General features: G+C 61.9%; 11 protein-coding genes and 1 pseudogene. 5 read left to right on the top strand and 7 right to left on the bottom strand.

Annotated elements, in window-relative coordinates; all coding sequences use genetic code 11:
* Window positions 1-16: 16 nt before the first annotated feature.
* From LG391_RS35045 to LG391_RS18735, 3 genes and pseudogenes are all read right to left on the bottom strand, one after another.
* Window positions 17-1000 (bottom strand): annotated as a pseudogene (locus LG391_RS35045) (tyrosine-type recombinase/integrase); the annotation flags it as partial.
* Entirely contained in the window at window positions 997-1248 is a 252-nt protein-coding gene (locus tag LG391_RS18730) for an AlpA family transcriptional regulator (protein ID WP_225769552.1), read from the bottom strand. The gene LG391_RS18730 and the pseudogene LG391_RS35045, both read right to left, overlap by 4 nt.
* 192 nt (window positions 1249-1440) lie before the next feature.
* The gene (locus LG391_RS18735) at window positions 1441-1698 is read right to left on the bottom strand and encodes a helix-turn-helix domain-containing protein (protein WP_225769553.1); all 258 of its coding nucleotides are present in this window, start codon (window positions 1696-1698) and stop codon (window positions 1441-1443) included.
* Window positions 1699-1841: 143 nt separating this feature from the next.
* On the opposite strand from LG391_RS18735, the gene LG391_RS18740 reads away from it, so the two are divergent.
* Window positions 1842-2486, top strand: coding sequence for a hypothetical protein (locus tag LG391_RS18740; RefSeq protein ID WP_225769554.1), 645 nt, complete (start codon window positions 1842-1844; stop codon window positions 2484-2486).
* A gap of 137 nt (window positions 2487-2623) precedes the next feature.
* Window positions 2624-3121 (top strand): MucR family transcriptional regulator, encoded by a 498-nt coding sequence (locus LG391_RS18745; protein ID WP_225769555.1) that lies wholly within the window; start codon window positions 2624-2626, stop codon window positions 3119-3121.
* Window positions 3122-3260: 139 nt separating this feature from the next.
* Here the strand turns inward: LG391_RS18745 and LG391_RS18750 are convergent, their stop codons facing one another.
* Both LG391_RS18750 and LG391_RS18755 read right to left on the bottom strand, forming a co-directional pair.
* The gene (locus LG391_RS18750; RefSeq protein WP_225769556.1) at window positions 3261-4190 is read right to left on the bottom strand and encodes an S-4TM family putative pore-forming effector; all 930 of its coding nucleotides are present in this window, start codon (window positions 4188-4190) and stop codon (window positions 3261-3263) included.
* Window positions 4191-4200: 10 nt separating this feature from the next.
* Window positions 4201-5655: a cyclic GMP-AMP synthase DncV-like nucleotidyltransferase gene (locus LG391_RS18755; RefSeq protein WP_225769557.1), complete on the bottom strand. Its 1455-nt coding sequence runs from the start codon at window positions 5653-5655 to the stop codon at window positions 4201-4203.
* 231 nt (window positions 5656-5886) lie between these two features.
* Between LG391_RS18755 and LG391_RS18760 the strand changes: the two genes are divergently transcribed.
* Window positions 5887-6675 (top strand): DUF6088 family protein, encoded by a 789-nt coding sequence (locus tag LG391_RS18760; protein ID WP_225769558.1) that lies wholly within the window; start codon window positions 5887-5889, stop codon window positions 6673-6675.
* Window positions 6672-7724, top strand: coding sequence for a nucleotidyl transferase AbiEii/AbiGii toxin family protein (locus LG391_RS18765; protein WP_225769559.1), 1053 nt, complete (start codon window positions 6672-6674; stop codon window positions 7722-7724). Before LG391_RS18760 ends, LG391_RS18765 begins: the two co-directional genes overlap by 4 nt.
* Window positions 7725-7821: 97 nt before the next feature.
* Here the strand turns inward: LG391_RS18765 and LG391_RS18770 are convergent, their stop codons facing one another.
* Together LG391_RS18770 and LG391_RS18775 are read right to left on the bottom strand one after the other, a co-directional pair.
* Window positions 7822-9528 carry an ATP-dependent helicase gene (locus LG391_RS18770; RefSeq protein ID WP_225769560.1) on the bottom strand — a complete coding sequence of 569 codons (1707 nt, stop codon included), beginning with the start codon at window positions 9526-9528 and terminating at the stop codon, window positions 7822-7824.
* Window positions 9525-11372, bottom strand: coding sequence for an ATP-dependent endonuclease (locus LG391_RS18775; protein ID WP_225769561.1), 1848 nt, complete (start codon window positions 11370-11372; stop codon window positions 9525-9527). The genes LG391_RS18770 and LG391_RS18775 overlap by 4 nt, the downstream gene beginning before the upstream one ends.
* A 738-nt stretch (window positions 11373-12110) precedes the next feature.
* Between LG391_RS18775 and LG391_RS18780 the strand changes: the two genes are divergently transcribed.
* Window positions 12111-13805, top strand: coding sequence for a Na/Pi cotransporter family protein (locus LG391_RS18780; protein ID WP_225769562.1), 1695 nt, complete (start codon window positions 12111-12113; stop codon window positions 13803-13805).
* The last annotated feature ends 53 nt before the right edge of the window (window positions 13806-13858 follow it).

Here is a 13858-nt window from a genome sequence, read left to right on the forward strand (position 1 = left end):
TCTGCCGGGCTGCGGCCACGTAGCGCTCGACCTCCTTGATCGACTTGTGTCCGGTGATCGACATGATCTCAATCGTGCTGCATCCGGCTTCGGCGAGCCGGCGCGCGGCCGCCTTCCGGAGGCCGTGCAGGACGCAGCGATCCGGCACGCCGGAGGCGCCGATCTTGTCGGCCATCCAGTTGCCGAACCCGTTTGATGTGAACGGCTGTCCGTACTGCGTCGTGAGAATCACTGCGTGGCGGCGCGGTGTGGACCGAAGCGCTTCCCGGAGATGGGGATGGACCGGGATGACGATGCTCTCGTCCTTGGCCTCCTGGTCCGTCTTCTTCTGTGCAAGAGTGATCGTGCCGGCCGCTTCGTTGTAGTCGCTCCAGCGCATCTTCACGATGTCGCTCTTGCGCTGGCCGGTGTAGAGCGCGAGGGCGAAGGCGGTCCGCTCCATCGTCCCGACCGGCCACCGCCGTTCATAGACCGCCAGCTCCTCCTCGGTCCAGGTGTGGAAGGTGCCGGACGGGAAGAACGCGATCTCCCGCGTCGGATCGTCTGTCCGCCACTTCAATCGGATCGCCAGCTTCATCAGGGCGCGGAGACGCTTCAGCAGATTGTTCGCGGCGGCCGGCGTTTCGGATTTCCCCGAGATGATCTTCTCGGCGTCTTCGTAGCGCATCTGCGCCACGAGCCGGTGGCCATGCTCCTTGACGAAAGCCTCGATGATCCCACGAACGGCGCGCCGGGTATCGGGCTTCTGCATCTTGAACGCGGTCGTGTTGTAGTACTCGAATGCCAGCCGCTCGAACGTGCCTGGTTTGCCCCGCGTCTTCTTGCCCGGTTCCCTGGGAGCGAAGTGCTTGGCCGCCTCGTAGTAGGCGGCAATATATTCCGGCGATCCGGGCCTCCCGGGCAGCGGAACCGCGACGCCGCCGGGCGGCCGGAAGTAGTGCCGCTCCTTGCCGTGCCGGTCCTTGAACCGGTTGATGTAGCGCAACCGCACCGTGGTCATCGGAAGTCGGCCCAGGTGTCCTCTTCATCGTCGCCGCCGTCATGCGGCAGGGCCTTGAACGCGTCGCGCAGCTCATCGACGTCCCAAACGAGCCTGCCGTCGATCCTGCGCGGGCGCGGCATGCGCTTGTCGAGAACCATCTCCTTGAATTTCGACGCGCTGATGCCGACCGCGGCCGCCGCCTCTGGACCCGGCAACCCGAATACCAGGGGCAACCTTGCTGCTATCTCGATACGACGTTCACTCATGCGGCCCTCGCGACGGTCCGCGGCGGTCAGTGACCGTCACAACATCATCTCGACGGCGATTCATCACCTCCGGCATCGCTCTACCCATGCCAGTGAGTCCTCGGCAACAGAGCTGCGCCCGGAAGGCGGGCGAATCAATCCGCCGACGCCGGCTGGGGTGGGATGGGCTAGCCTCCGGCGGTGGAAACGTCCCTAGCCCCGGGATCTCGGCTTCTTCAGCCGGACACCTGGGCCGCCTCCGTTCTCCGGGATGAACTCGATGCCCGCTGCCTCCAGGGCTGATCGGATTGCGGCCTTGTTGTTGGGGAACGGAGTGCGTGCACCCCGCTCGAAGTCGACGATCGTCTGGCGAGCAACGCGTGCTTCTTCAGCGAGTTTGGTCTGGCTCCATCCGAGCATGGCGCGAGCGCCCCGGCACTGCTCAACAGATATCTCGTCGTCGGGAATCATAGCACGTCTTTTTGATTGATGTTAGGCATTATGATCGGCTAAGATCATCAATACTGTAGCATCGTTGACCGCAGAGCGGCCGGACGAGGTGGTGGCACACCTCGCCCGACCTGACCACAATCCGACTACTGGGGAGCCGGACTATGGCTGATTCGGACCATATCACGACTTTGCCCGCGCTCAGCCGCCGGGACCTGCTCGGCGGCGCCACCGTCCTGCCGATCGGCGCGGCCGATGCCCGGCGCCGCGGCGCCAGCTCCGATCCCGTCCTTGACCTCTTCCAGGAATGGCGGGTTCTCGATGCCGAGCTGGATGCCTGGCAGGACGATTGGCAGAAGAAGGAGGGCGTCCTGCTCCGCACGGTCGGCATCCCGCGCGTGCTCGTGCCGGTGCCGGGCGAGGCTGAGCCCGTTTCCGCCTGTGAGCTTGCCGAAATCGATGAGCTGCTCGAAGACGTGCCAGGGACGGACGAACTTCGCCAAAGGCTGCACCACGAGTTCGAGGCGCACCGGCGGCGCTGGGAGATCGCCGCGGCCGCGATCGGTCTCGGGCCAGTGGAGGAGCACGTCAATCACGCCTGGGATCGGTGGGATGCCCTCACCGAGACCATCTGGCAAACGCCCGCCGGCAGTTTGGCCGGCATCGCCGCCAAGCTCGCCATGGTGCTCTCCGCCGGCCAGTCCCGCTGTGACGACGAGGAGTTCCCGTGGCCGCCGTTGCGCTCCGTCCTGGCCGACCTCCAGCGCCTCGGGAAGCTGCCTGACAGTGCGGTGTCGACCTCTCGATAAAAGATCCACGTTATCGAAGCCGTTGTTCGCGAGAGAATCTGCCCAGGTGTGAATAACCCGTAAGAGCTTCTGAAAATTCTGGACTTGCTGAGCGGCTGCGACAACAGTCGCTCATCGATTCCCAAAGGAGAATAGAAATGGCGGGAGACGCAACCGTCGGATTGCAACAGGGGGTGGCGGACGAGACACGAAAGCTGACCGTGCAGATCGTTGCCGCGCATGTGGCTCACAATAATGTTGCGACGAATGACCTGCCGGCGCTGATCGATCAGGTCTACGCAGCCCTCAATGGCCTCGGGAAGCCTGTCGAACCGGTGAAGGAGCGGCCCCAGCCGGCGGTGCCGATCAAGAGGTCGGTCATGCCCGACTACATCGTCTGCCTCGAGGACGGCAGGAAGCTGAAGATGCTGAAACGGCATCTGAAGACCGCCTACAACATGACGCCGGACGAGTACCGCGAGCGCTGGGGCCTGCCGGCCGACTACCCGATGGTCGCGCCGAACTACGCCAACCAGCGCAGCGCTCTGGCGAAGACGATCGGGCTCGGGACGCGTCGTGCTGCCACTCCGCCGGCTCCGGTGCCGCAGTCCGAATTCGCTGTTCCGAAGGCTCGCCGCAGCCGCAAAGCGGGCTGATAAACCGGATCCAGCGCTCGCCCACATCACTGGGTGAGCGCTGGCGCTTGCGTCCAAATCCTTGGATCAGACGTCTCATGCCAGAGATGGGGCGAAGGCCTTGCCGATTTTGGCGAGGGCCCCTCTTTATCTTCTATGTCTACGGCGCCGCCCCGCCTCGCTGATTCCTGGAGAGCGATCTCTCGTACTCGTGAACGAGATCCGCGGCGCCTTCATTCATCTCATCCTCAAGAGCAAGACGTTTGAATTTATAAAGGAATGGCAGAACCAATGGGCTGGTTGCCCGACGGCTGTAGATTGCGTTCTGAAATTCGCGCGATCTAGCACGGCAGACGTCAACTCCACATTCACCGTCGACCGCGCTCTTCCAGAAGTTTCGAGCTTCCTTCATAAGCATTTCCAGAGAGTCAGCTGTATCGACTTGCCGGTAATACTCGCGGGCGGCCCAGGAAAGGAAAGGCATTGCCGGAGCCATTGTAAGCACCCAAGCCGTCATTGACACGTTCTGTATCAGACCCGAGATGGCGAGAGCACCGATCAGACAGATCGAGATCGCCTTCAGAATCGAGCTGTAGCTGCGACGAAGTCGAGCGTCGTAGTGAAGATTTGTCCGCTGACAGATGATCCTCGCAAGATGCAGGGGCAAGTTGCCTACAGCCTCTGGATACCAATTCCTCAACTTGGCGTCATCCGCGCGCCTCGCAAAGGCCTTTGCGGCCGCATGTATATCTTCTGCTTCAACCCTTTCTCCGATGCTAAACTGGTCCCATGGCAGGTCAAAGACGGCGCAGTCGAACTGCTCTCCGATCCTTGCGGCTTGTCTGATCAGCTTCTTCTGGGATCGATCCAAGATGAGGACGTCTAGTGCGACAACTGCAAGCGATGCCGCTGCGACATAGGCCTTGAGCTCTGGTCGAAGCGTCGCCAGAATACCGCCAATGATCGGGATGCCAAGTGCAAGTCCGAGCTGCACGACCATGAGGAGAGTCGCGTTCGCATATGTTTGCTTTCGTGCTCGCAGAAGCTTGAGTTGCCGCTCATCATTTTGGATGACGGGAATCTCATTCACGTCCCCCTCCTTATTCGATCACCACATAGAAGGGATCGCTTTGTGAAACGAGCTTCTGATCCCGTTTTCGAATGACAAAGGCCTCGACGGAATGGACTCCACGATACGCGAGTTGTTCCCAGCGGGATGTGCCTTCGTCGGAAGGCACGAAGTCACCCCGCAGTGAGTTCGCACGCATTGCCTCCTGGTCGGTATTGGTAACCCGCCAATGAACTTCATAGTCGCTGCTGACCGGGGTCCCAACCCCGGTGCGGATCTGGAACTTGAGCCAGTTGTGCTTTGGCAGTGGGGCGGAGCCGGGTACGTGTGTATCGATCATCGGTCCGTTGCGGCTCGGATGGCGGGTTGCGATGATGCTGACTTGGAATAGGGGCGATGAGAGACGCGTCCACCTCGGGCGTCGCTTGTGGGGCAAACGGTCGAAATTGGCTGGCAACGCCCGGCGCCCGAATCGGATGAACAGTTCCACCAAGTCACCAACAACCCCGCGCACCCCGAATGATGCGGCCTCAGCCAGCGCACGCGCCTCATCCGATACGTGCGCCGCTTTCTCGATGACTGCGCTTCTTGCGAAATCGTCGCCAAATACTCGGCGCCATTTACCGATGCTCTCGTCTCGATCGCTTTCTGCGTAGGCGTCATCGATCCAGGTTCGATAAGTGTGAATTTTCTCTCGAAAATTGGTGTAGCGGTCATCGTTCCATAGATCGCTTAATACCTCAGACGAAAGAACCGGATTGGCAACGATCGGTCTATAGGGATTTGACTGCAGCCAATCATCCAAGCGTCCGACAATAGTCTTCAGCGCTGTGGGTAGGTCTGCAAAGTCGTTCGAATTGAGGCTGTCCGTCCAGATGATTCGATTGCCGAGCAGCGTCGTGAACAGGACCGAGGGGCAGGAAAAGGTGCCCTTAATATCGCGAAGATATTTCAGAAGTCTTGTCACCTTCCGAAAGCCATTGTTGCCAGTCCACCCGTTTCGTTCAATCAGCCACTCCGTATATCTCTTAGGCTCAGAAAGTTCGAATGCATCGGTGTTGAAGTTACAGACCTCCAGTCGCGTTACGCCACCTCTGTCGACGATGCATGGCGCGATGTCGATCTTGCGGTCGCCGACGTATTCGATCGTGACGCAGTGTGAATAACGTCGGACCTTATCTTTGTAGGTGGGGTGATTGGAAAAAACAGCACGGAGTGTTGAGAGATAGTCCTTGGCCGTCCAGCCATTAACTGGCTCAGCAAATACGAGAAGATCTGCGTCGAAGGCCTTGTCCTCGACAGGCTTGATAATGGTTTTGTGTGCCCACGATCCTTGTGGAATGAAGGACTTGACTTTTGGCATCCAATCGGATTCGCGCACCACACTCTTCAGGGTTTCGACGCTGTCCTCAAGCAGTGTGACTCGTGTGGCATTTAAGTTCACTATATCGGACATGAAAGTGTTGAAGTGATCTGTTAGTTTCATTTTTCATCTTTCTTCGGTTCAAATGTTCAATCATATCAGGTCTGACGATGTTGGATTAATTATAACCCCTGGTCATTAATTACAAATTAAATGCTGGGCCGAGGACGTGTAAAGAAGCTTTTGCAAGCTCCGGCGGGTATCGGCGGTTTTCGATGGCTCAGCGTGAGGCACTTAGTGTGTCAATGGATGTCCGAAATGTAAATACAAATTTCGGACAAATCGAGATTGCCTTTGTCCGAAACACGTATACACTCTCCGGACATGCGTGGCTCCAGTCTCGATCTCAAGTCCCAAATCGCCGGCCAGGTGGCGATGCATTCTCCTGCCCGCGTGTGGACGCCGACCGACTTTCTCAATATCGGCCCGCGCGATGCAGTGGACAAGGCGCTGCAGCGTCTGGCGCACAGCGGAAGCCTGCGCCGCATCGATCGCGGACTCTACGACCAACCACGGCTCAATCCACTGACCGGCAAGCCAGCCGCGCCAGATTATCGCGCGGTCATCGAGGCAATCTCCCGGCGCGACCAGACGCGGATGCTGGTCGACGGCATGACGGCTGCCAACGATCTCGGTCTTTCGGATGCCGTTCCGGGCCGGGTTGTGGTCCATACGGATGCACGGCTCCGTCCCATCCGGTTGGACAATCTGACGATCACATTCCGGCCGACAGCACCGAGCAAGCTGTTCTGGGCTGGGCGTCCGGCGATGCGCGTCGTCCAAGCGCTGCATTGGCTACGCGAGGCACTGGCAAAGCCGGACGACCGGGATCGGATCACAGCGCGTCTCCTCGCGATCCTCTCGGATCCGGCCCATGGTCCTGGCCTTCGCGCGGATCTGGAGGATGGTTTGCCGACGCTTCCGGCCTGGATGCAGGCCTTCCTTCGTGACCTGTTGAAGCGGTCGGCCGGAGAACTGCAGGATCGCCCTGAAGCGGATCTCCGCTTGGATCACGAGCCGCATCGTGGCGATTCCGACACCTTCATTCGTTCAGTCCGGCCCCGCCGGGAGGCCGATCGATGACGCCGGGGTTCTTCGATGTCATTGGGGCCAGCAGCCAGGCTAGGGAAGGGCTCTATCTCTCTGCCGCCAACCGGCTCGGCACGACCGTGCAGAACGTCGAGAAGGACTTCTGGGTCTGCTGGACGCTCGACGCGTTGTTCAACGGGTTGGCGCTAAATGGACCTCGCCTATTGTTCAAGGGCGGTACCTCGCTATCGAAGGGTTATGGCCTGATCGATCGGTTTTCCGAGGACATCGACATAACAGTGTTTCGGGAGGACATTGGCGAGCCCGCCACCATGGCAGAGCTGGAAGCCCTGAGCGGCAAGAAGCGCGCGGCCCGGCTCGAGGCGATCAAGACGGCGTGCCAGACCTATATTCGGGAAACGCTTCTGGTGGCATTGACGGCGATCGTGGGCCGGACGATGCGCGAGACCGGCAGCGTCGGCCTTCGCGTAACGCTGGACGAGAGCGATCCGGACGGGCAGAGCCTGCTGCTCTGGTATCCGAGCGTCGCGACGTCGCCCGGGAGCTATGTGCGGCCAGCGGTGAAGATCGAGTCCGGAGCGAAGTCGGCCCTCGACCCGCACCGACCGGTCGATATCAGACCATACGTCGATGATGACCTAAGAACACCGGGCGCGTTGACTGTTAGGGCAGTGACAACGGTGGATCCCGCGCGCACCTTCTGGGACAAGGTCGTCATCCTCCACGGGCTGCGTCGCTGGTACGAGCGTCGCGGCGAGTTGCGCGGCGGCGGACAGCGCGTGTCGCGGCACTACTACGACGTCTACCGTCTCCTCCGGTCCGAAGTCGGGCTCGCCGCCGTCACCGATCTCGACATGGCCGGGGACTGCGTGAGCCACGCGCGCATGTTCTTCAATCGGCCGGGTCTCGATCTGGCCTCTGCGGCACGCGGGACGTTCGCGCTGGCGCCGCACGATGGCATGGTGGCGGAGTTGCGGCGTGACTATGCTGCGATGGCGACGATGATCTTCGGCGACATCCCGGCCTTCGACGAGGTGATGGCGAGTGTCGCCGATCTGGAGCGAACGGTGAATGAGCGTTGACCGTGGGGCTGCTCGAGAGGGCCTGCTGGGATAGCGGCGCCTTCGATCCGAAGGATTTACTGCGCGTTCGGCACTACGTGCTTCAAACTGATCAATCTTAGTCCACGAGGGGCATCGCTCCCTGTGGCCTGACGATCGTTACAAGGGCACGCGCCCTCGTCAGGCCGACCCGAAGCAGGCGACGGCTGCGCTCGAACGGCGCGCTTTCGGTCCGCTCGTCGAAGAAGCTCGATTTATAAGCGCCTTCCACAAGCACGACGCCGTCGAACTCCTTGCCCTTCGATTTGTGGATGTTCATCAGGACGCAGCCCTGCGGGTCGCGTTCGGCCGCGATGAGACGTTCCTGCTCGAGGATACGCTTCACGAGTTCGCTCGCCCCCACGTAGCTGCCGGAGGCCAGCCAGCGGTCGCCGAGTCCGGCGGCCAACGCGTCGGTCGCCCGAAACAGTCGGACGAGCCGGACCTCGCGAAACAGTTCGTTGAGAGCGGGAATATCCTGGAGCAGCCGGCGCGCGGCCTTCCAATCCGGAACTGGATCCCCGGTCATCGTGATGCCCGCCGCGTGCGCCACTACAAGCGCCTTCGCCGCATCGATGCGCGGTCCTTCACCCTTGGACACCTTGACGGCCGCTTCGTCATACTTGCGCGCGTTGTCCGCCGCCTTCTTAGTCGGCTCCTCTGCATTCTTCAGCTTGTAGAACCCCGCCAGCAGCCGCAGCGTACGTGCAAGTGTCTCCTCCGCGAGACCTGTCGGCCATTCTAGAATCGAGGCGACGACAATAGCGGCCGCCGCTGAAAGCTCCGCGTCCCAGACCACGTCATGTTCGACGATCGCCAGCGCCTGGTTATTGTAGCTATGTGGTTCCGAGAGAATCGCCGATAGGTCGGAAATCAGCGAATTGCTCCGCGAGAGCACCGCGACGCTCGGGTGCTCGACCCCCTTCTTGCGCAGCGCGCTGAACGTCCAGATAACACCCGCATGGACCGTTGCCGCGAAGGCGTTGGGCCAATAGCTCGCCTGTTTCACGTCGGACGTCACAGGCAGCGGACCTTGGTTGCGCAGTACGGCATCCGCGAACTTCAGGATTCCTGCATTTGGGCTCCTGTGGTTCTCGCCGCCCAAATCGAATTCGGCGATCTTCATCGTCTCGCGGAGGATATCGAGACGCCGCGGATCGATGTCCTCCCGATAGTCGAAGATGCGCTGCTCGGGATCGGCAAGGCAGAACATGTCCGTCATCTCGGCCAGTGTCCGCACTATCCGCCACTGGTCATTATCGGTGTCCTGAAACTCATCGACGATGATCATCGGAAAGTGATCGGCCACCAGCGCACGCAGGGCCCCGCAGCGCTCGAGCAACTCAGCGGTGCCGGCCGCGAACTGATCGAAGCAATAGAGCCCCTGTTCGACGGCCTGGCGTTGGCGTTCGGCATCCCAGTCGCCGTCGAACGACGCTTTCCGCAAGCGTTCCTCGCTGGGATAGAGGAAGCGGATCGGCCGCCCATGCAGCAGTCGGCCGTGCGCCTCCAGCATCTCCATACAGAAGGCGTGATATGTCTGGACGGTCACTGCCCGCCGTTCGCCCGGCGTCAGGATTTCCTTGCAGCGCAGCAAGACTTGTCGGATCGCGGCTCGCGAAAAGCTCAGGAAGAGTACTTCCTGCCCCGGTTTCAAAGTGGAGCACCGCTGCTGCGCTTTGAGCAGCGCGATCGTGGTTTTGCCCGAGCCTGGTCCCCCGAGCACAAGCAGGTGCCCGTCTCGTGCGATGATCGCCTTGCGTTTGTCGCACAGCTCCAGCTTCATCCCAGCAGGTCCGCAAGATCATCCACCGGCGGCGTCGCGATGTCCTCGGGCAGCGCGCTGAGCGCCTTGTGGATTGTCTCCAATATCTCCCGAATGGTGGCCGGCAGATCTGCCGCACTTTCGCAGTGTGAGACCAGCATCGCCGCATAACCGTGTGCGTCCCCCTTGCGGGCTTTCAGCACCTTAGCGGCCAATGCGGCGACATCGGGGTCTTTAGCGGCCGGATCGTAGGCGCCGACCGCCGGATAATCCGACCGATCCTTCACTTCGTTGAGAAAGCGATGCACGACGGCGATAGGCACCTGCTTGATCAGGAGATTCTCGATGCCCTTTTCGGGCGACTCCCAGACATGCGTATAGCCCTTCAGCTTGGCGAGCGCTTCTTGGGTCAGGGCGGCGTTGGGTTTGTCGTGAAAGCCGAACGACAGTTTGCCGAGTGCCGAGAATACCGGCCCATGCCGCGGCACGGCCCCTTCACCGTCGGCATTGAAAATGCTGACACCGGCGAGATCTAAGTGCGTGTAAGCGTCGGCCCCTAGGCTCGCCTCCATGATCGACGAGGCGACGGGAAACAACGACGCCTCGGTCGAACCCTCCACGACCAACACAGCACGGCTCAGGATGGCTTCGGCGAACTGTCGCCGGTCGGTGCGGAACATTTTTGGCTTCACCGCCTCGGCACTGATCGGTTGCCCCGTCAGCGCGCCTGCGTCGTCGCGATTCAGGATAACGATCTGCTCCGGGTCGAACTGCTCAATCACATAGGGCGAGTGGGATGTGACGATCGACTGTCCCATTTCGCCGAGCACGAACTTTGTCACCCGCCGCTGCGTGTGCGGAGGCAGGGCGATCTCCGGCTCTTCCATCGCGAAGATCACAGACTGCTTGTCCTTCAACTCCGCGATGAACGTTAGCAGTGCGAACACCAGCAGATTGATCGAGCCGGTGCCGAGCCGGCCGAAGGGTACGAGGTGTTGGCCCGGTTGGGCGGCGATGAACAGACGCACGACCTCGCGCAGATGCTCACGCGTCAGATCCGAGGCGAAGAAGGCTGTCGAGTCATCGCCGAGCGCCAGATTGACGAAGCGGCCCATGCGCGAACGAACCTCGGATCGGATGTGCTTCAACTGCTCGATTTCGCCGATGGCGGGGTCGAGCGCCTGCAATCGTCCGAGGGTGTCCTGCCACATCTCCACCGCGCCGGCGCCGCCTAGTTTGAGCACCGAGTCCAGGAGCGAGCCGCGCTGCAGGCTGAGTGCGCGCGAGCCCGTCCGCAGCGTCCGCAGAAACACAAAGCCGCAAAGCCGTTTATGCGCACGCGTAAAGGGGACACGACCTTGGCCCAGCTTGATCTCGGTGTCCTCGTCCAGCGCGCCCACCTCCTTGGTGGGATGATCGAAGAAGGTGTTGCCAATGAAATCGTCTTCCTCGCGATCATACCGACCGACAAACACCAGGGGCAGAACCCAGACCGCCGTGGGGCCATCCGCCTGATCGAGGCCGTCTTGCACGTCATCCAGAAACACGCCGGCCTGGTCGTCCCAACGCCGCAGATGACCGCCAAATCGCCTTCTCGCCTCGTCCGACAAATCGACCAAAATCGCTTCAATGCGAATTTCGATTGGGGCTCCCTCGTCGCTCAGATACCGTCCACAATGGAAGTCATGTTCATCGACGACGGGTCGGCGATAGAGACGTTCTGGGCCGAGCACGAGGTCGAGCGCCTCGCAGACAGTCGATTTGCCTATATTATTACCGCCGACCAGCAGGGTATGTCCGACGAAATCTACCTTTCCGTGTGACACACCTCGAAAATTCGAGATTCGCAATCTCCGGACGCGCATTGCAATCCACCCAATTTTCCCACTGAATTTGACAAGCTGGAATATCGGGCAATTCTGCCAGATTTTTGTGATCGTGCGCGAGGAAACTGCATCCGTGCTCGTCTGAGCGCATGTAATGGTCCCCGAAAGGCTGTGGCCGCGGACGGCCACCAATTGTGCGGTCCAGCACGGCCAGATTGGCCGAGATGGGCCGGATGCGGTTAGGTCCGCTTCCGGCAGCCGACTGCGACGGCCGGTATGGCGCGGTCCAGTCTGGCGACCGGCATTCCTGGTTGGAGACGGCACCGCACTCCGGCTGACATGCAATCGCCTTGACCGGGAGGCACGCCGAATCGCGACTCCCGGTCATGGTGGTCATGCCGCGCCGGGCCATCTCCGGCGTGCCGCTATGCGGGCGGCCACCGCGGCGTCATGCACCTTCGGTGAGGCCATCTTTATGCCAACACGGAGCTGTCACTGTCCGAGCACGCCACCTCGGCCTTTGTCCAGGCGAGGCTGGCGGAGCGGGGCGATCAGACAAGGGTCGCGAGCAGAGACTCCAATCGAAGCAGCAAGCTTGCCCTGTCAACGAAGGAGACGGCTAAAGGTGGCAGCTGCCGCGTGTAGGTGCGCAAGTGAGTTGTCTCAAATTCGCCATCGACATGACGGCAGCGAGCGGATGCCGGTGACCTTCGATACCTAAAGTCCGGTCTTCGAAACCTCAGTTCATTGGAGATCCGTCTTGGCCCGGACAGCGATATGACCGGCACGCTGACACTGCTGAACCTAGCCGGTTATGTCGCGCTCCTGCTGTGGGGCGTGCACATGGTCTCGACCGGAGTGATGCGGGCCTTCGGCTCGGACCTGCGCCGGGTGCTGGGTCGGAGCTTGCGCCACCGCCTCAACGCCTTCCTGATCGGGCTCGGTGTCACCGCTGCACTGCAGAGCAGCACCGCCACCGGGCTGATGGCGACCTCCTTCGTCGCCTCCGGCGTGATCGGTCTTGCCCCGGCGCTCGCGGTGATACTCGGCGCCAATGTCGGCACCACCCTGATCGTGCAGGTCCTGTCCTTCGACGTCTCGCTGGTCGCGCCGATCCTGATCCTGGTCGGCGTCATCGCCTTCAAGCGCGGCGGCCGCACCCGGACCCGCGACCTTGGCCGGGTCTGGATCGGTCTTGGGCTGATTCTTCTGGCTCTGCACCTGCTGGTTGTGGCGATCGAACCGGCGGCCCAGGTGCCGGCGTTGCGCGCGGTGTTCGGCCTCGTCGCCTCGGCCCCGGCGCTTGGTGTGCTGATTGCGGCCGTGTTCGCATGGGCGGCCCATTCCTCCGTTGCCGTCGTGCTCCTGATCATGTCGCTCGCCGGAGCCGGCGTGATCCAGCCGGCGGCAGTGGTCGCGCTCGTCACCGGCGCCAATCTCGGCAGCGGGATCAACCCGGTGCTGGAGGGTGCCGGCAGTGGCAACCCTGCGCATCGCCGGCTGCCGATCGGCAACCTGCTGACCCGCACCGTCGGCGTCGCCGTCGCCCTGCCGCTCGCCGCCCCGATCGTCGACCTGCTGCTCCCGCTCGACCCTGACCCGGTGCGTCTGGCCGCGAATTTCCACACCGCCTTCAATCTCGTGCTCGCCATCCCCTTCTTCATCATCCTGCCGGCGACAGCAAGGCTGCTGGAATGGCTGCTGCCCGACCGGTCGGAGAACCTTCAGGATCCAGGCACTCCGCTGCACCTCGACGACAGTGCTCTGTCCGATCCGCATCTCGCCTTGGCCAACGCTGCCCGGGAGACCCTGCGCATGGCCGACATCGTCGAGGCCATGCTGCGCGGCGTGATCGAGGCCTTCCAGGCCGACGACCGCAGGCGCGTCGCCGAGATCAGTCGCATGGACGACGGCGTCGACAGCCTGCACCGCGCGATCAAGCTGCACCTGACGAGGATCAGCCGCGACGGCTTCGATGACGAGGCCGGCCGCCGCTATTCGGACGTGCTCAGCTTCGCCATCAACCTCGAGCACATCGGCGACATCATCGACAAGAACGTGATGGAACTGGCGGCCAAGAGGGTTCGCTTCCGCTTGGCCTTCTCGGACGAGGGCATGGAAGAGATCCGCGCCATGTGCGAGCGCCTGCTGGCAAACCTGAAGCTTGCCATCGCCGTGTTCATGACCGGCGATGCCCACGCGGCTGCCAGGCTGATCGCCGAGAAGGAGGTGTTCCGCGAGCTCGAGCGCCATGCCACCGAGACGCATTTCGGCCGGCTGCGCGAGGGCCGCCTCGAAAGCATCGAGACCAGCGCGCTGCATCTCGACATCCTGCGCGACACCAGGCGCATCAACTCCCACATCGCTGCCGCCGGATACCCGGCACTCGATGCCGCCAACGCCGCCCGCCCCAGGCTGCTGCGAGAGGGGGCGTCCGGCTGGGTCGAGCCAGCGCTCGACACCGGCGGGTAGTGCGCCGGCCGCCGGCAGGCCGCGGAGCGCATGGCGCCAGAATGTCCCACGGC

Origin of the sequence: Inquilinus sp. Marseille-Q2685 (assembly GCF_916619195.1) — a bacterium.
Taxonomy (GTDB): Bacteria; Pseudomonadota; Alphaproteobacteria; order DSM-16000; family Inquilinaceae; genus Inquilinus.